The sequence below is a fragment of the Variovorax sp. 01T432 genome, assembly GCF_056398605.1.
This window is the reverse complement of record NZ_JBFTPS010000030.1, coordinates 71,735-87,500: the sequence shown is the minus strand read 5'-3', so window position 1 is coordinate 87,500 and position 15,766 is coordinate 71,735. Positions and strand designations below refer to the sequence as shown.

General features: G+C 64.8%; 18 protein-coding genes and 1 pseudogene. 5 read left to right on the top strand and 14 right to left on the bottom strand.

What is annotated here, in order from left to right; genetic code table 11:
• Positions 1-501 precede the first annotated feature (501 nt).
• A complete protein-coding gene (locus AC1DNF_RS21905; RefSeq protein ID WP_478150731.1) occupies positions 502-810 on the top strand; it encodes a hypothetical protein in 309 nt (102 codons plus the stop codon).
• Positions 811-910: 100 nt separating this feature from the next.
• Here the strand turns inward: AC1DNF_RS21905 and AC1DNF_RS21900 are convergent, their stop codons facing one another.
• From AC1DNF_RS21900 to sucC, 10 genes and pseudogenes are all read right to left on the bottom strand, one after another.
• Entirely contained in the window at positions 911-1,450 is a 540-nt protein-coding gene (locus AC1DNF_RS21900) for a pilin (protein ID WP_478150730.1), read from the bottom strand.
• A gap of 204 nt (positions 1,451-1,654) precedes the next feature.
• Complete coding sequence (locus tag AC1DNF_RS21895) at positions 1,655-2,461, bottom strand: MBL fold metallo-hydrolase (RefSeq protein ID WP_478150729.1); 807 nt, start codon at positions 2,459-2,461, stop codon at positions 1,655-1,657.
• A 38-nt stretch (positions 2,462-2,499) separates the two neighbouring features.
• Entirely contained in the window at positions 2,500-3,606 is a 1,107-nt protein-coding gene (locus AC1DNF_RS21890) for an adenylate/guanylate cyclase domain-containing protein (RefSeq protein WP_478150728.1), read from the bottom strand.
• Between the two features lie 91 nt (positions 3,607-3,697).
• Positions 3,698-4,288, bottom strand: a pseudogene (locus tag AC1DNF_RS21885) (CHASE2 domain-containing protein); the annotation flags it as partial.
• A complete protein-coding gene (locus AC1DNF_RS21880) occupies positions 4,206-4,766 on the bottom strand; it encodes a CHASE2 domain-containing protein (protein WP_478150727.1) in 561 nt (186 codons plus the stop codon). The gene AC1DNF_RS21880 and the pseudogene AC1DNF_RS21885, both read right to left, overlap by 83 nt.
• Before the next feature lie 39 nt (positions 4,767-4,805).
• The gene (locus tag AC1DNF_RS21875) at positions 4,806-5,459 is read right to left on the bottom strand and encodes an FHA domain-containing protein (protein WP_478150726.1); all 654 of its coding nucleotides are present in this window, start codon (positions 5,457-5,459) and stop codon (positions 4,806-4,808) included.
• 89 nt (positions 5,460-5,548) lie between these two features.
• Positions 5,549-6,337, bottom strand: coding sequence for a Stp1/IreP family PP2C-type Ser/Thr phosphatase (locus AC1DNF_RS21870; protein WP_478150725.1), 789 nt, complete (start codon positions 6,335-6,337; stop codon positions 5,549-5,551).
• A 25-nt stretch (positions 6,338-6,362) separates the two neighbouring features.
• The gene (locus tag AC1DNF_RS21865; protein WP_478150724.1) at positions 6,363-7,043 is read right to left on the bottom strand and encodes a TerC family protein; all 681 of its coding nucleotides are present in this window, start codon (positions 7,041-7,043) and stop codon (positions 6,363-6,365) included.
• Between the two features lie 96 nt (positions 7,044-7,139).
• Positions 7,140-8,033: a succinate--CoA ligase subunit alpha gene (gene sucD / locus AC1DNF_RS21860; RefSeq protein WP_478150723.1), complete on the bottom strand. Its 894-nt coding sequence runs from the start codon at positions 8,031-8,033 to the stop codon at positions 7,140-7,142.
• 10 nt (positions 8,034-8,043) lie between these two features.
• Entirely contained in the window at positions 8,044-9,207 is a 1,164-nt protein-coding gene (sucC, locus tag AC1DNF_RS21855) for an ADP-forming succinate--CoA ligase subunit beta (protein WP_478150722.1), read from the bottom strand.
• Positions 9,208-9,408: 201 nt separating this feature from the next.
• On the opposite strand from sucC, the gene argC reads away from it, so the two are divergent.
• A complete protein-coding gene (gene argC, locus AC1DNF_RS21850) occupies positions 9,409-10,332 on the top strand; it encodes an N-acetyl-gamma-glutamyl-phosphate reductase (protein ID WP_478150721.1) in 924 nt (307 codons plus the stop codon).
• A 25-nt stretch (positions 10,333-10,357) separates the two neighbouring features.
• Here argC and recX read toward each other — a convergent pair whose 3' ends face one another.
• Both recX and recA read right to left on the bottom strand, forming a co-directional pair.
• A complete protein-coding gene (gene recX / locus AC1DNF_RS21845) occupies positions 10,358-10,807 on the bottom strand; it encodes a recombination regulator RecX (protein WP_478150720.1) in 450 nt (149 codons plus the stop codon).
• Positions 10,808-10,822: 15 nt separating this feature from the next.
• Positions 10,823-11,887, bottom strand: a complete 1,065-nt coding sequence (gene recA / locus AC1DNF_RS21840; RefSeq protein WP_478150719.1) for a recombinase RecA — start codon at positions 11,885-11,887, stop codon at positions 10,823-10,825.
• Between the two features lie 146 nt (positions 11,888-12,033).
• Here recA and AC1DNF_RS21835 point away from each other — a divergent pair, with 146 nt between their 5' ends.
• The 3 genes from AC1DNF_RS21835 (at position 12,034) to AC1DNF_RS21825 (ending at position 14,774) form a co-directional block, all read left to right on the top strand.
• Positions 12,034-12,519 (top strand): MarR family winged helix-turn-helix transcriptional regulator, encoded by a 486-nt coding sequence (locus AC1DNF_RS21835; protein ID WP_478150718.1) that lies wholly within the window; start codon positions 12,034-12,036, stop codon positions 12,517-12,519.
• Positions 12,520-12,564: 45 nt separating this feature from the next.
• The gene (locus AC1DNF_RS21830) at positions 12,565-13,239 is read left to right on the top strand and encodes a response regulator (protein WP_478150717.1); all 675 of its coding nucleotides are present in this window, start codon (positions 12,565-12,567) and stop codon (positions 13,237-13,239) included.
• A 74-nt stretch (positions 13,240-13,313) separates the two neighbouring features.
• Positions 13,314-14,774, top strand: a complete 1,461-nt coding sequence (locus AC1DNF_RS21825) for a sensor histidine kinase N-terminal domain-containing protein (RefSeq protein WP_478150716.1) — start codon at positions 13,314-13,316, stop codon at positions 14,772-14,774.
• Here the strand turns inward: AC1DNF_RS21825 and AC1DNF_RS21820 are convergent.
• Both AC1DNF_RS21820 and AC1DNF_RS21815 read right to left on the bottom strand, forming a co-directional pair.
• Entirely contained in the window at positions 14,771-14,971 is a 201-nt protein-coding gene (locus AC1DNF_RS21820; RefSeq protein WP_478150715.1) for a sporulation protein, read from the bottom strand. The genes AC1DNF_RS21825 and AC1DNF_RS21820 overlap by 4 nt on opposite strands.
• Positions 14,968-15,765 carry a biotin--[acetyl-CoA-carboxylase] ligase gene (locus AC1DNF_RS21815; RefSeq protein WP_478150714.1) on the bottom strand — a complete coding sequence of 266 codons (798 nt, stop codon included), beginning with the start codon at positions 15,763-15,765 and terminating at the stop codon, positions 14,968-14,970. Before AC1DNF_RS21815 ends, AC1DNF_RS21820 begins: the two co-directional genes overlap by 4 nt.
• Position 15,766 lies beyond the last annotated feature (1 nt).

Here is a 15,766-nt window from a genome sequence, read left to right as displayed (position 1 = left end):
TCCTCACTACGCCCAACGCGAAACAACAACGCGCGCTCGATCTGCTCCAGCAGATCCGTCTGTAGACAGAAACCGGAACCCCAAACTCACGCCAAGTGCTTGTCGTGCAAAGACAAACTCGCTCGGCGATTGGAGGAACTTCGGGCTAGTCGGATCGCCTCGACCTTGAATTCATCCGTGTACTGCCGTTTCGGCAGCTTGCTATCTCGCATTTCGATTCTCCATACAGCTCATGTTTCCAACTTCTTGCTATATGTGAAATCAAGGCAGGGTCACCCAGACCGTGATGGTCAGAGCGACCATCGACGTCAACAGCATGAGCGCGGCACAGAAGGTTCAGTTGGCAGACGAAATCTACGCCCGGCAGCCGAACCTGCTCGGATCCTTCCTCGTGCGGCCTCGCTTCGGGGTGGACACCCGCCAACTTGAAGTTCCCATACACGTGCTGCTGGTGACATTCCAGGCGATGAAGCGGTGCCAACGATCGTCCAGGAAACCTGTATGCAGCGGCTCACTGCGACGATGAAGTTCACCGAGGGTGTGCCGTCGAGCCTTGTCGACCAAACGATCAAGCAGTTCTGCGCCGATTATCCGGAGCGATACCTGCTCGCGTCCTATGGATACCTCGGCGAGAACCACCTGTTGAGCGTACGGACTGACGCCGAAAAGTCTCGCTCGTGTCAGCACGCAACCTCGTCGAGTGCGTTGCCTTCGTCGGAGCGCAACTCAGGCCCAGATGAGGCGCGTGCGCGGGCGGTCAAGATGGACGACTGGACGCTCACGATCCACGTTCGCCGGTCAACCATGTGAGCCGCCTATCGTTTGTATTCGTCACTTACGAATGGCTTGGCGAACTGAAAATAGAAAAAGCCGCCCGGGGGCGGCTTTTTCTATTGAGCTGAACACGAGCTTAACGGCATTCGGCGGGCGCGTACTTCGCGGGCAAATCGCCAAGAGTCGCTGCACCCAGGCCACGCGTGCCGGCGGTCGTTGCAGTCGTCGAAGCGCATGCCCAATCGACAGGGCCAGAAACCCCGGCAGCAAGTGCAACCTTATTGACATTGGGCGACATAACAATCTTCTTGCCCTGAGCGTCCGTCGGCAGACCAGCGCTTGCGCCCTGGAGCGTCACGGTGATCACACCGGCATCTGCATCTGTAACGCCAACAACAATGGTACTCACATACTTCGTTGCGATTTCGGTCGCAGCCTTAGCATTGAACGTTGCAGCGGCGGCCTTTGCACCTTCCAAACCATCGGTCTGAAATGCTTCACTGATCAGACCTTTTGGCGAGGTCGCGGCGATGATCGCTTCGCTCACCTTTGCGCGGACCGTGTAGTCTTGATAGGCTGGCAATGCCACCGCGGCCAAGATACCAATGATCGCTACGACGATCATCAATTCGATGAGCGTGAAGCCCTTTTGGGCGGAACGGATAGCGCGGTTCATGTAGAAGCTCCAGGTTGGTTGAGGGGCCCGAGGAAAGGCCCCCGGTGCGGTCTTCTATCCGCAGCATCTGTGCCACCCTAAGCTTGTCTCTCCTGGCCCGGGTTACCGCGCATTTGTTCACGTTTGAGTTACAACAGGTGACGAAAACCGTTGCGACGCACCCACATACGATGACATTTTTGTCACCGGAACTAACAACCCTGGTCACACCCGCAGCACCCCCGCCGCCTGCAGCCACCGAATGTCCCACCCCCGGGTGCCACGCACCCGGGCGCTTTCCGCCAGCTCATCGATCTGGCTCATGATCTCTTCCGTCTCGGCCGGCTTGGTGTGCGTGATGTAGATGGGAAAGTTCTTGCCAGCGCCGATCTGCGCCAGCTCATCTGCCAGCGTCGCGGGCGACAAGTGCAGGCTGCGCCTCGCCAATGCCTGCTCGCGGTTGCTGAACGCGGTCTCGATCACCAGCATCGCCACGTCGAGCTGATTCACCCGATCCCAGAAGGGCGCGTTCCGCTCGGTGTCGCCGCTGAAAACCCAGTTCGGCCCGCCACTGGCACTACGGACGGCATACCCGCAGGCCGGCACCGTATGAACGGCCGGCAAGACTTCGATGTGCTTGAGCCCCTGCGTCCCCAGCTCCAGATGCTGCCCGATCACGATGTCGTGAAAGCTAACGAACGGCGCCTCCAGGCTCGGAATGCTCGCGAAATCCGGCCAGATGACGTTGTTGAAGACATGGGCCCGCATCGCCTCGATGGTCGCTCGCAGGGCATGCACGCGCAGCGGCTTGCTGCGCCGGCTGGCCACCGCATCGATCATCAAGGGCAGGGCGGCGATGTGATCGAGGTGCGAATGGGTGAGCACCACGTCGTCGATCGCGGTCATCTCATCGAGGCTCAGGTCACCGACACCGGTGCCGGCGTCGACCAGCAGATCGCTGTCGACCAGGAAAGAGGTCGTGCGGCAGTCCTTGGCGATGGCGCCTGAGCACCCCAGCACGCGCACCTGCATATTGCGAGACCCTTTTTTATCTTTCAGCCCGTCGGCTGTTACTTGGTTTGAAACCGGGTTGCGCCGTCCCAGCTCGGGACTTTGGGCAGCAACGCCATCGAGGCTATACGCTGCGCGTACAGCTGGTAAAGGACTTTTTGCGCATCCGCAGAAAGCAGCAGCGCCAGCAGGGCCTGCGCCTCCTCCCATTCCTGCACACGATACAGGAAGAGGACCCGCGCCCACCGCTCAAGTTCCTGGAGCAGGGCCTCGCTCGCATCACGCCGGAGTATGACGGGTGTGAAGATCTGGACAAGCTCCACCTTGCCCTTGACTTGCACAAGGTCGAGCTCCCGCCACACGAAGTCAGGCGCCGCGCGCTGCGTCGACGCGCTGGCCACGATATCCACGCCGAAGTGCACGCCCAGTCCTTCCAGCCGCGAGGCGATGTTGACGGCATCGCCGACCACGGTGTAGCTGCGGCGAACCGCCGAGCCCATGTCGCCGACGCTCATCACGCCCGTGTTCAGGCCGATGCCGACGCTGATCTCCGGACGCCCGGTCTGGCGGTGGGCGGCGTTGATCGCATGCACGGTGGCAGCCATCTCGAGCGCGGCTTCCACAGCGAGCGCCGCGTGCTCCGGCGTGTCGACGGGCGCGCCCCAGAATGCCATCACGCAGTCCCCTATGTACTTGTCCACCGTGCCTCGGTGAGCGCTGATGACTTCGGTCAGGCGGCTGAAGACGTCGTTGAGGAAGGCCTGGAGTTCGACCGGCGCGAGTTGCTCCGAAAGCCGCGTGAACCCGCGCATGTCGCAAAACATCACGGTGAGCTCCTTGCTCTCGGCGCGCATGCTGTAGCGATGGGGATTGGCCCGCATCTCCTCGACGAGCTGCGGCGGCACATAGGTGCCGAAGAGACTTGCCATGCTGCGGCTGGCGCGCGCCTCGACGAAGTAGGCCCAGCTCATGTTCAGCACGAAGGCCACCGCGGTCATCGCCAGTGTGGCGGCCAGCGGGAGCACCAGGCCGGCCGTGAGATAGAGCCATGTGTTGCACCCGACCAGCAAGGCGCCGATAAGCGCCGCGACCATGACGGCCTGCGGCGCAGCGCGCAGCGAGAGGCCCACGGCCAGCGCCAGCCCTGCGAGGAGTACGGTGACCACGTCCCACCGCGTAATCGGGCACCGCCAGCGAGCGCCCGTCGAGCAACGCCGAGATGATGTTGGCGTGCACTTCGACGCCAGGGAAGGCCGCGCCTGCGGGTGTACTGCGCAGGTCCTGCAGACCCGGCGCGCTGGCGCCGACCAGCACGATCTTTCCCTTGAGTTCGCCGGGCGCCAGCGTGCCAAGGATGAAATCGGCCGCCGAGATGTAGCGGAACGAGCCGCCGCGCGGCCCGCCCGAGCCGCGGAAGGGCACCAGCATATTGGCGTGTTCGTCGATGGGGACGCGCAAAACGGCAGTGCGGGTCGCCAGCAACAGGGCTTCCAGCGGCGGCGCCTTGTCGAGCGCGTCGCTGAAGCCGGATGCGAACGCCGGTGTGATGGACGGCAGCCCGGCCGAGGGTCGGTACATCAGCAGCGCGAGGGATTCGTAGTAGCCGGGCAAGGCCTGCACGCCGTCGTACCGCGCAAGCAGCGGCAGGGAGCGCACCACACCGTCCACGCCCGCGTCGAGCAACACGTTGACGAAGCCGGCCGCAGGCGCGGCGTCGGCCAGCGGGCCGATGCTGGCGCCGAAGCCGTTCCACCGCCTGGCGTATTCACGGCCCGGGGGAAAGGCATTCGATTGAAGCACCTGCGCTGGCAAACGCCCGGCCGCATGAGGCTCGAGCGTCTGGGTGAAGTAGTAGCCGAGCGCGACCGGCTGGCCGGCGAACGCGCTCGCAAAGATGGCGTCGTGATCGAGTTGGGGCGAGAAACGCTGGTTCAGCCACGAAGTCGGCATCGCCGCGCAAGGAACCGTTGGCGAGTCCCTTCAAGACGTCGAGGCCGGAGCTGGCATCGGCTTCGGCGAAGAGCACGTCGAAGCCGTGCACGGCGGCTTGCTGCCGGACCGTTACGCCGGTGCTGAGGCGCGCCAGCTTGTCGCGGCTCCAGGGCCATTGGCCGAACTTCCGCAGGCTGGAATCGTCGATGTCGACGATCGCGATCCGCGGATCGGTGGTGCGCGGCATGGTCGCGCGCAGCCTGACGTCGTAGATGAAATTGTCGAGGCGGTCGAGAAAAAGGGGCCGCCAGAAGCCGGTCGCATGCGCCAGCGCCAGCACGACCGGCACGAAGGTGATGGCGATGCGGGCCCAATGCTGCCGTAGCGCGATCATCGCCTCTCACGCAATGGGCAGCGACGCCCCAGGGAACGCTCAGCCAGCGACGAACTGCATTCGCGTGCCGCCGAGCTCGAGCACATCGCCGTCTTGCAGCGCAACGGCTTCGCTGCCAAGGGGTTCGCCGTTGAGGGCCGTGCCGCCGTCGATGGGCGCCACGACATAGCCATGCAGACGCCTTGTGACGGCAGCGACGGCCACGCCGGGCTTGCCGATCGTGGTGACGACCTTTTGCAGCGAAAGCTCGCGGCCGGCGCCGGTGCCCGAAAGAACGCGGATCACGGCCACCCCCGCAGTGCCACCGCCCAGGGGCGACTGCACCGTGGGTGCGGACGAGAGAGGAATGGGGGCCGAGGGCGCAGGAACAATGGTCGGGGCGGGCGCGGCAGTCTCGGGTACCGTTGTGCCCACCAGATAACGAATCTTGTACTTGCCGACTTCGATGACGTCGTTGTGCTCAAGCGCCTGCTTCTTGATGGCACGCCCGTTGACGTAGGTGCCGTTCGTGCTGTTGAGGTCTTCCAGGTAGACATCGCCGCCGATCATGTGCAGCACGGCATGCTCACCGCTGATCGCGAGATTGTCGATCACGATGTCGTTGTAGGGCCGCCGCCCCAGCGTGGTGCGGTCCTTGGCGAGCGTCACCTCCTTGATGACGACGCCGTCGATCGAAACGATCATTTTCGGCATGGCCGACTCCTGCATCTCGTTCTTTTGTTCACAGCGGGCCCTTCCGGCGGATGGTTCAAAGAGCCCGACGACCCCGACATCCCCAGTATTCACACGCCGCCCGCCCGGGCAAGGACAACCGAAATGTTATCCCTGCCGCCATTGTCGTTCGCACTTGCAACCAAAAGTGTTGCTTTTTCCGGGAGGCCGATATCTTGTAACAAAAGCGTGAAAAGCTGCGCGTCGGAAACCATCTCACTCAAGCCGTCGGAACATAGCAGGAAAAGGTCGCCAATCCTCACGTCGTGTTCGTGCAGTTCGAGCTCGACATGGCGCTCGATGCCAAGCGCCCGCGTGACCAGGTTGCGATGCGGCGACTGGATCGCTTGCTCCGGCGTGATCGCGCCGGCGTCGAGTTGCTCCTGCAGCAGGGAGTGATCGCGGGTGAGCAATGCCAGTTGGCCATCGCGCAGGCGATAGCAGCGCGAATCGCCGATGTGGCCAACGATGGCCCGCTCCGGCCCGAAAGCCGCCAGCACCAGCGTCGTCCCCATGCCTTGGAGTTGCGCGTTTGCAACACCTGCCTCGAGAATCGCGGCGTTGGCCTCATCCGTGCCGGCCTGCAGCGCGCGGCGAACCGCTTTCGGATTGGCACCCGGTCCGGCGTGAGCGAGCCAGCGGCCGAAGCTGGCTTGTAACAGCGCGATCGCCATCCCGCTGGCAACCTCGCCACCGTTGTAGCCACCCATGCCGTCGGCCAGCAGGACCAGGCCCAGGGAAGCGTCGAAGGCGATCGTGTCCTCGTTGTTGGCGCGCACCCGGCCCGGGTCCGTGAGCGCGGCGAAGTCCCAGGTCAGGGAGCCGTTGGCAGGAGAGACAGGAGCGCCGAAGTTCGCCATGGGTGGGTTCAGGTAAAAACAGCCATCAGATCGTGGCGTGGCTGCGTTTCTGCAGCCACTTGCCGACGGCGACGACGAAAACCGCCCCGACGGCCGCGCCCGCATAGTGCAACAAGGGATTGGCTGCCAAAACGCCGCTCAGCGAAGTGTCGCTGACGATGGTCTCGCCACCAACCCAGCCGATGAGGGCCGCGCCGAGTATGACGATGATCGGGAAACGCTCCATGAGCTTGATCATCAGCGTACTGCCGAAAATCACCAACGGAATACTGATCGCCAAGCCCAGAACCAGCAGCACCATGCTGCCCTGCGCGGCAGCGGCGACCGCGATCACGTTGTCCAGGCTCATCACGAGGTCGGCCAGCAGGATGGTCCGTACCGCCGCCATCATGCTGCCGTGCGCCTTCCCGCCACCGTCATCTTCTTCCTCGTCGCCGAGAAGCTGAAGACCGATCCACAGCAGCAATGCGCCGCCGAGGATCTGCAGGTAAGGCAGGGCAAGCAGCCTGGCCGCCACCACGGTGAGTGCGATCCGCAGCACCACGGCCGCCCCGGAGCCCCACATTACGGCCTTGCGCTGCTGATGCGGCGGCAGCGAACGGGCCGCCATCGCGATCACGACCGCGTTGTCGCCCGAAAGGATGATGTTGATCCAGACAATCTTGACCAGACCGATCCAGAATTCCGCCGTTTGCAAATAGTCCATGTCTCTTCTTCTCCACCTCTTATTTATTGAAAAAGCGCTCGCAATCTGAATTGCGAGCGCTTCTTCTTATGTGCTTGCGTGAGGCCAGACTTCAGTTCAGAGAAGTGCCTTGAGACGCACGGCCAGTTCCGAGAAGTTGCGCGTCACGGTGAATCCGCACTCTTCCATGATCGCGAGCTTGGCGTCCGCCGTATCGGCACCGCCGGAAATCAGCGCGCCCGCGTGACCCATGCGCTTGCCGGGAGGGGCAGTCACACCCGCGATGAAACCGACGATCGGCTTCTTCATGTTGTCCTTGCACCAGCGTGCCGCGTCGGCTTCGTCGGGGCCGCCGATTTCGCCGATCATGATGACGGCGTCGGTGTCGGGATCGTCGTTGAAGGCCTTCATCACGTCGATGTGCTTGAGGCCGTTGATCGGGTCGCCGCCGATGCCCACGGCGCTCGATTGGCCCAGGCCGATCTCGGTCAGCTGTGCCACGGCTTCATAGGTCAGTGTGCCCGAGCGGCTCACCACGCCGATGCGGCCCTTGCGATGGATGTGGCCGGGCATGATGCCGATCTTGATTTCGTCGGGCGTGATGAGACCGGGGCAGTTCGGGCCCAGCAGCAGGGTCTTCTTGCCGCCAGCGGCTTCCTTGGCCTTCATCTTGTTGCGCACCATCAGCATGTCGCGCACGGGGATGCCTTCGGTGATGCAGATCGCCATGTCGAGGTCGGCCTCGACGGCTTCCCAGATCGCGGCGGCGGCGCCGGCTGGCGGCACGTAGATCACCGACACGGTGGCGCCGGTCTGCGTTGCGGCTTCCTTGACCGAGCCGAAGATCGGAATGTTGAAGATCGACTCGCCGGCCTTCTTCGGATTCACGCCCGCCACGAAACAGTTCTTGCCGTTCGCGTATTCCTGGCACTTCTCCGTGTGGAATTGACCGGTCTTGCCGGTGATGCCTTGGGTGATGACTTTGGTGTCTTTGTTGATGTAGATCGACATGACTTGTTCCTTAGGCCTTGACTGCTGCGACGACCTTCTGGGCCGCGTCCGCCATGGTGTCGGCGCTGATGATGGGAAGGCCGGAGTCGGCCAGCAGCTTCTTGCCTTCGACTTCGTTGGTGCCCTTCATGCGCACCACGAGAGGCACTTGCAGATTGACCGCCTTGCAAGCCGCGATCACGCCGGTGGCGATGGTGTCGCACTTCATGATGCCGCCGAAGATGTTGACCAGGATGGCCTTCACGTTCTTGTTCTTCAGCATGATCTTGAAGGCTTCGGTCACCTTCTCGGGGGTGGCGCCGCCGCCCACGTCGAGAAAGTTGGCCGGCTCGCCGCCGAAGAGCTTGATGGTGTCCATGGTCGCCATGGCCAGGCCGGCGCCGTTCACCAGGCAGCCGATGTTGCCGTCGAGGCTGATGTAGGCGAGATCGAACTTGCTGGCTTCGACTTCGGCCGCATCTTCTTCGTCGAGGTCGCGGTAGGCCACGATCTCGGGATGGCGGAACAGGGCATTCGGGTCGAAGTTGAACTTCGCATCCAGCGCCTTGATATTGCCGTTGCCTTCGAGGATCAGTGGGTTGATCTCGACCAGGGAGGCGTCGGTCTCCATGTAGATCTTGTAGAGCTTCTGGAGCACGTCGACGGCCTGCGCCTGCGACGCTTCGGGGATGCCGATGCCGGCGGCCAGCTTCCTGGCCTGCGCGTCTGTCAGGCCGGTGGCCGGATCGACGAAGTCGGTGATGATCTTGTCGGGCGTGGAGTGGGCCACTTCCTCGATGTCCATGCCGCCCTCGCTGGAGACGATGAACGCGACCTTCTGGGTCGCGCGGTCCGTCACAGCGGAGACGTAATACTCTTTCTTGATGTCGGCGCCGTCTTCGATCAGCAGGCGGCGGACCTTCTGGCCTTCAGGACCGGTCTGGTGCGTCTTGAGCTGCATGCCGAGGATCTCACCCGCGAGCTTCTTGACCTCATCGATGGAGCGCGCGAGCTTGACGCCGCCCCCCTTGCCGCGGCCACCGGCGTGGATCTGGGCCTTGACCACCCACACGGGGCCGCCGAGTTTCTGGGCGGCCTCGACCGCCTCCTGCACCGTGTACGCGGGGATGCCACGCGGCACGGGCACGCCGAATTTGGCAAGAATTTCCTTGCCTTGGTACTCGTGAATCTTCATGAGGGTGTCTCTCGGAACGAAGTTGAGAAGAAAGAGAAGAAGAGAAGCGAAAAGAGAGCGGGAGAATCTGGCTGTTGTCCACGGGCCACGGCGCCCTGGGAAGGCGGGGGCGGCGAACAACCGGGGACTGTATCATGGTGCGCCGCACCAACGCCGAACGCGCCGCTGCGGTCAATACGTAGTTTTCCATAGGCCCCTACCATGCCCAAGGTCTTCATCGACGGCGAGGCCGGCACCACCGGCCTGCAGATTCGCGAGCGGCTCCAGTCGATGCCGCAGATCGAACTCGTGAGCATCGCGCCCGAGTTGCGAAAGGATGTGGCCGCCAAGCGCTCCCTCATGGCCGGCGTCGACCTGGTCGTGCTGTGCCTGCATGACGACGCCGCGCGCGAGTCCGTCGCGCTGATCGACCAGCTCGAAGGCCGCCGCCCCAAGATCATCGACGCCTCGACGGCCCATCGCACCGCGGCGGGCTGGGTGTTCGGCTTCCCCGAACTCGTGGCGGGCCAGAAGGAAGCCGTGGCCAGGGCCGAGCGCGTGGCCAATCCCGGCTGCTACGCCACCGGCGCGATTGCCATGGTCCGCCCCTTGGTCGACGCCGGGCTGCTGCCGGCCGACTACCCCATCGCCCTGCCTTCGGTCAGCGGCTATTCGGGCGGCGGTCGCACCATGATCGAGGCCTACGAGAAGGGCGAAGCGCCCCTCTTCGAGACCTATGCGCTGGGCCTCAAGCACAAGCACATCCCGGAAATCATGAAATACACGGGCCTCACCCGCCGGCCCGTGTTCATTCCCTCGGTCGGCAACTTCAAGCAGGGCATGCTGGTCAATCTGCCGTTGCACCTGGACGACCTGCCCGGGCGGCCCCGGGCCAGCGACCTGCATGAAGCGCTGGCGGCCCACTACGCGAAGAGCAACACGCCGGAGAAGTTCGTGAAGGTGCTGCCCCCCAGTGCGGACGGCAAAATCGACGCGCTCGGCCTGAACGACACCAACGAACTCGAGATCCGCGTGTTTCCCAACGAAGACCACCGCCATGCGGTCGTCATCGCCCGCCTCGACAACCTGGGCAAGGGCGCCAGCGGCGCCGCGGTGCAGAACCTCAAGCTGATGCTCCGGCTCTGAGCCGATCGGGCCTCAGGCCGCCTGTTCATTCGTCAGGGTCGTACCGAAGCACCCTGGCAACGACCGCGCCAGCGAACCCTCGTGCCAGCAGGAAGCGCGTTTGCTTCGCGCGTTCCGCGGCGTCCCGCGGCACTTCGCCGAAGCGCCGCTTCCAGACCTCGCGTGCGCGGTCGAACTCGCTCTCCTGCAGGCCCGCGACCGCCTCGGCGACAGCGTCGGGTGCAATCCCCTTGTGCAGCAGTTCCTGCCGCACGCGCGCCGCGCCATGTCGTGAGGCGCGCTGGTGCAACACCGACTGCACCACCCTCGCCTCGCTGATGAAATCCTTGGCGGCCAGCTCGTCCAGCGCGCGGGCCAGCGTGCCGGCTTCCTCTTCGTATTTCGCGAGCTTGCGCTCGAGTTCGACACGCGAATGCTCGCGCTGGCTCAAGAGGCGCAGTGCGCGGCCCTTGAGCGATGGCCCTGCAAAAGCCACTTCCCCTGCTCTTGCTTATTTCTCGGGCGTGACGTCGGCAGCTTCCGCGAGCAGCGGAATGCCCAGCGATTCGCGCACCTTGTTCTCGATCTCGCGCGAGAGCGTCGGGTTCTCGCGCAGGAACTCGCGCGCGTTGTCGCGGCCCTGCCCGATCTTCTCGCCGTTGTAGGCGTACCAGGCGCCCGACTTGTCGACGATCTTGGCGGTCACGCCCATGTCGATGATCTCGCCCTCGCGGCTGATGCCCTCGCCGAACAGGATGTCGAACTCGGCCGTCTTGAAGGGTGGCGAGACCTTGTTCTTGACCACCTTGACCTTGGTCTCGTTGCCGATCGCCTCGTCGCCCTTCTTGATGGTGCCGATGCGGCGGATGTCCAGGCGCACCGAGGCGTAGAACTTCAGCGCATTGCCGCCGGTGGTGGTTTCGGGCGAGCCGAACATCACGCCAATCTTCATGCGGATCTGGTTGATGAAGATGACCATGCAGTTGGTCTTCTTGATGGTGGCGGTCAGCTTGCGCAGCGCCTGGCTCATCAGGCGCGCCTGCAGCCCGGGGAGCGAGTCGCCCATTTCGCCTTCGATTTCGGCCTTGGGCGTGAGCGCGGCGACCGAGTCGATGACGATCAGGTCGACCGCGCCGGAACGCACCAGCGAATCGACGATCTCGAGTGCCTGCTCGCCGGTGTCCGGCTGGCTGATGAGCAGGTCGGACAGGTTCACGCCGAGCTTCTGCGCGTATTGCACGTCGAGCGCATGCTCGGCATCGACGAAGGCGCAGGTGCCGGCCTGGCGCTGCATCTCGGCGATGACTTGCAGCGTGAGCGTGGTCTTGCCCGAGGATTCGGGGCCGTAGATTTCGATCACGCGGCCGCGCGGCAGGCCGCCGACGCCGAGCGCGATGTCCAGGCCCAGCGAACCGGTGGAGACCACCTGGATGTCCTCCAGCGCCTCGCCTTCGCCCAGCCGCATGATCGTGCCCTTGCCGAACTGCTTTTCGATCTGGGCCAGGGCGGCTTGCAGAGCCTTGGCCTTTTCGGTGTTAGCGCCTGCGATGCTGGTGCCCTTGACGACTGCGTCCATGTGGAAATCTCCTTGAATATCAACGGGTTGGATTCGATTCATCCCGCTGCTTTTAATTACAGGCTGGATGCTTGAACAGTAGTGTAGGGGCTGATGGGTCGGAGTAAACCCATTTTTTGGTCAGCTTGCCTTACTATCGAAGCGCCATGACAGCCTCCGACTTCCACATCGACCACGATGCCTGGCGCCAGACGCACCTGGGTCGCCTGCTGGGCCACGCCATGCGCCGCTTCGACGAGCGGGTGCTGGCCTTAATGGCCCATGACGCCGACGTGCCGCTCGCGCTTTCCAACCTCGCGGCGCGCGCGCAGGTCAGCGCCGCGCACGTGCACATCACGCGCCATCTCGCACGCGAGGGTTCCCGGCTCACGGAACTGGCCGAGCGCGCCGGCATGACCAAGCAAGCCATGGGCAAGCTGGTCGACCAGTGCGAGGCCTGGGGGCTGGTCACGCGCGGCCCCGATCCGCTCGATGCGCGCGCGCGGCGCGTGCTCTTCACCGCCGACGGACTGGCCTGGCTCGGGGCCTTTCAGAAGGCCGTGACCCAGGCGGAAAAAGAGTTTCGCGCCAGCGTCGGCGACGAGATCGCCACCGTGGTAACGATCGGACTCGAAGCGTATGCAGCGGCCTAGAATCCGGCCGAAGAAGAGAGGGAACACAATGTTCGGAGGCTCGGCATGCGGATACTGATTGCGGAAGATGACCAGGTGCTCGCCGATGCCCTGCTGCGCAGTCTGCGCACTTCCGGCGCGGCGGTGGACCACGTGGCGACGGGTTCCCAGGCCGATGCCGCGCTGATGACCAACAGCGAATTCGACCTGCTCATCCTGGACCTCGGCCTGCCGAAGATGCATGGCCTCGAAATCCTGAAGCGGCTGCGCGCGCGCGGCTCGCAACTGCCGGTACTGGTGCTGACCGCGGCGGACAGCGTCGAGGAACGCGTCAAGGGCCTGGACTACGGCGCCGACGACTACATGGCCAAGCCCTTCTCGCTGCAGGAACTCGAGGCGCGCGTGCGCGCGCTCACGCGGCGCGGCATGGGCGGAACCAGCAATGCGATCAAGCACGGCCCCCTGGTCTATGACCAGGCCGGGCGGGTCGCCACCATCGACGGCAAGATGATCGAGCTGTCGGCGCGCGAGTTGGGCTTGCTCGAAGTGCTGTTGCAGCGCGCCGGGCGCCTGGTGAGCAAGGACCAGTTGGTCGAGCGGCTGTGCGAATGGGGCGAGGAAGTGAGCCTGAACGCGATCGAGGTCTACATCCACCGCCTGCGCAAGAAGATCGAGAAGGGCCCGGTGCGCATCGCCACCGTGCGCGGGTTGGGTTACTGCCTCGAGAAGATCCAGGCCTGAATGTTGCCGTCGCGGATGCGCGCCTTCGCGGCCGCCGCCGGGCCGCCCCAAGGCAAACCAGGGGGCACCCTCACTTGAAGCTCTTTCAGCGCGCACAGCGTTCACTCTTCGGCGAGATCCTGGATTGGATGCTCACGCCGCTCCTGCTGCTGGTGCCGGTCAGCATCGGCGTGACCTGGCTGGTGGCGCAAGGCATTGCCAACGCCCCCTACGATCGCGCACTCGAATACAACATCCAGACACTGGCGAAGTCGGTGGACTTGAAGGGGGGCCCTGGCCGCCTGGAACTGGCGCCAGTAGCGCGTGAAGTCCTGCGCACCGATGGTTCAGACCAGATGTTCTATCAGCTGCTCGATAGTCAAGGCGCACTGGCCGACGGTGAACGGGAGTTGCCCTATCCCGGCACCGACGATGTGCCGGTACCCGGCGTGGTCTACCTGCGCAACGGCATGGTCCACGGCAAGCCCGTTCGCATCGCCGCCCTCTGGCTCGATGGCGCCACGCCCGAAGCGCCACCCGCGCTGCTCCAAGTGGCAGAGACGCGCGACAAGCAATCCGTGCTCGCGACTGAAATCATCAAGGGCGTGCTGCTGCCCCAGTTCGCGATCCTTCCGCTGGCCGTGCTCCTCATCTGGCTTGCGCTGGTGCGCGGCATCAAGCCCTTGTCGGTGGTGGAAGCGCGCATCCGCGAACGCCGGCCCGGAGACCTGAGCCCGCTCGATGAATCCTCCGTGCCGCTCGAGGTGGTGCCGCTGGTGCTGTCGGTCAACGACCTGCTGAGCAAGCTCAACGACTCGATCGGCACCCAGAAGCGCTTCCTCGCCGATGCGGCGCACCAGCTCAAGACACCGCTCGCCGGCCTGCGCATGCAGGCCGATCTCGCGCAGCGCGAGGGCGCCAACGCCGATGAACTCAAGCAGTCGCTCAAGCAGATCGGCCGCGCGAGCGTGCGCGCCACGCACACCGTGAACCAGCTGCTGTCGCTGGCGCGCGCCGAAAGCAGCGGCGCCAACATCGGGCGGCAGCCCTGCGACCTTGCGCGACTCACGATCGAAGTGGTGCGCGAAGCCGTGCCGCGCGCCATCGACAAGCGCATCGACCTGGGCTACGAGGGCGCCGAAGCCGGCGCGCCGGGCGTCCTGCTCGAAGGCAACCCGACGCTCCTGAAGGAACTGGTGCGCAACCTGGTCGACAACGCGATCAACTACACGCCCTCGACACCGGAGCGGCCGGGCGTGATCACGGCGCGGGTGCTGGCCGACCCCTTCGGCCGCATCGTCATGCTGCAGGTCGAGGACAACGGCCCCGGCATCCCCGAGAGCGAGCGGGAACTGATCTTCCAGCCCTTCTACCGCGTGCTCGGCAACGAGGCCGACGGCTCCGGGCTGGGCCTGCCGATCGTGCGGGAGATCGCGCGCCAGCACTTCGCGACCGTGCGGCTGGAAGATGCCCATCCCGGCCAGCGACCGCCCGGGGCACTCTTCAGCCTGCGCTTCGACACGAACGCCGCGGCGGCGCCACCCCGGCGTGCCTAGGGTTTGGTGGCCGCGGGCTCGTCCTTGCGGATCTGAAGCAGCTGCGGCCGGATCTGCTGCGCCAGGCGCTGCGGCTCGGTTTCGGTGAAGCGCGCCGGCTCCATGCCGAAGACGGCCAGCCCGCCGCGGGTCCAGGCGTAGTAACCGAGGTTGGCCACGAGCAACAAGAGGAATACGGCGAACGCGCGCATGGTCATTGCGGCGCACGGCGCGGCCGCACGCTGACTTCCGCGCTGGAGATCGTCTTCAGTCCCGACGTGGTCCGCACGAGCAGTTCGCCACCCCAGCCCACGCCTTCGCACAGGCCCTCGGTCCCGTCGCTGAGGTAGACCTCGCGGCCGCGCAGCACGTCGCGCGCGGCGAAGCGCTCGGCAAAGGGGACGAAGCCCCGTTCGGCGAACAGGAACACGTCACGAACCAGCGGCACGGCGATCTCGCGCAAGACCTCGGCCGGGGTAGCGAGGGGCCGCGACTCCTGAAGCCAGGCCGGCGCGGTGCTCAGGCCCTTGGCCTCGCGCGGGCCGATGTTGACGCCGATGCCGATCACCAGATAGCGCTCGGCGGCATCGGCCTGAAGCAGGGCGGTCTCGATCAGGATGCCGCCGAGCTTGCGGTCCTCGACCCAGAGATCATTGGGCCACTTGAGCGCGAGCCGCCCGGTGCCCGCAGGATCGAGGCTTTCCGCCACGCTGACGCCGACGGCCAGCGAAAGCCCGGACCAGTCCCTGGGCACCAGCGGCAGGCCGAGCGAGAACGTCAGGGATGCGGCCGCGCGCGCATGCTGTGCGCTCTGCCAGCTTCGCCCCATCCGGCCGCGCCCGGCACTTTGCCGCTTGGCGACCAGCAGCACGGGCAGGCAACGGCCGTCGCGCGCGCGCCGCATCAGTTCGCTGCTGGTCGAATCGATCTCCTCGACGACCTCGACCGCCAGCCCCGGCAGAAGCGGGGCCAGCGCGCCGGCAATCTCTTCCTCGAACCAGGGAGCGGCCATG

What these genes read in the sequence shown, in the direction of transcription:
- AC1DNF_RS21905 (WP_478150731.1), top strand. Translation starts at nt 502, where the DNA reads ATGCAGCGGCTCACTGCGACGATGAAGTTCACCGAGGGTGTGCCGTCG.
- AC1DNF_RS21900 (WP_478150730.1), bottom strand. Translation starts at nt 1,450, where the DNA reads ATGAACCGCGCTATCCGTTCCGCCCAAAAGGGCTTCACGCTCATCGAA.
- AC1DNF_RS21895 (WP_478150729.1), bottom strand. Translation starts at nt 2,461, where the DNA reads ATGCAGGTGCGCGTGCTGGGGTGCTCAGGCGCCATCGCCAAGGACTGC.
- AC1DNF_RS21880 (WP_478150727.1), bottom strand. Translation starts at nt 4,766, where the DNA reads ATGATCGCGCTACGGCAGCATTGGGCCCGCATCGCCATCACCTTCGTG.
- AC1DNF_RS21875 (WP_478150726.1), bottom strand. Translation starts at nt 5,459, where the DNA reads ATGCCGAAAATGATCGTTTCGATCGACGGCGTCGTCATCAAGGAGGTG.
- AC1DNF_RS21870 (WP_478150725.1), bottom strand. Translation starts at nt 6,337, where the DNA reads ATGGCGAACTTCGGCGCTCCTGTCTCTCCTGCCAACGGCTCCCTGACC.
- AC1DNF_RS21865 (WP_478150724.1), bottom strand. Translation starts at nt 7,043, where the DNA reads ATGGACTATTTGCAAACGGCGGAATTCTGGATCGGTCTGGTCAAGATT.
- sucD (WP_478150723.1), bottom strand. Translation starts at nt 8,033, where the DNA reads ATGTCGATCTACATCAACAAAGACACCAAAGTCATCACCCAAGGCATC.
- sucC (WP_478150722.1), bottom strand. Translation starts at nt 9,207, where the DNA reads ATGAAGATTCACGAGTACCAAGGCAAGGAAATTCTTGCCAAATTCGGC.
- argC (WP_478150721.1), top strand. Translation starts at nt 9,409, where the DNA reads ATGCCCAAGGTCTTCATCGACGGCGAGGCCGGCACCACCGGCCTGCAG.
- recA (WP_478150719.1), bottom strand. Translation starts at nt 11,887, where the DNA reads ATGGACGCAGTCGTCAAGGGCACCAGCATCGCAGGCGCTAACACCGAA.
- AC1DNF_RS21835 (WP_478150718.1), top strand. Translation starts at nt 12,034, where the DNA reads ATGACAGCCTCCGACTTCCACATCGACCACGATGCCTGGCGCCAGACG.
- AC1DNF_RS21830 (WP_478150717.1), top strand. Translation starts at nt 12,565, where the DNA reads ATGCGGATACTGATTGCGGAAGATGACCAGGTGCTCGCCGATGCCCTG.
- AC1DNF_RS21820 (WP_478150715.1), bottom strand. Translation starts at nt 14,971, where the DNA reads ATGACCATGCGCGCGTTCGCCGTATTCCTCTTGTTGCTCGTGGCCAAC.
- AC1DNF_RS21815 (WP_478150714.1), bottom strand. Translation starts at nt 15,765, where the DNA reads ATGGCCGCTCCCTGGTTCGAGGAAGAGATTGCCGGCGCGCTGGCCCCG.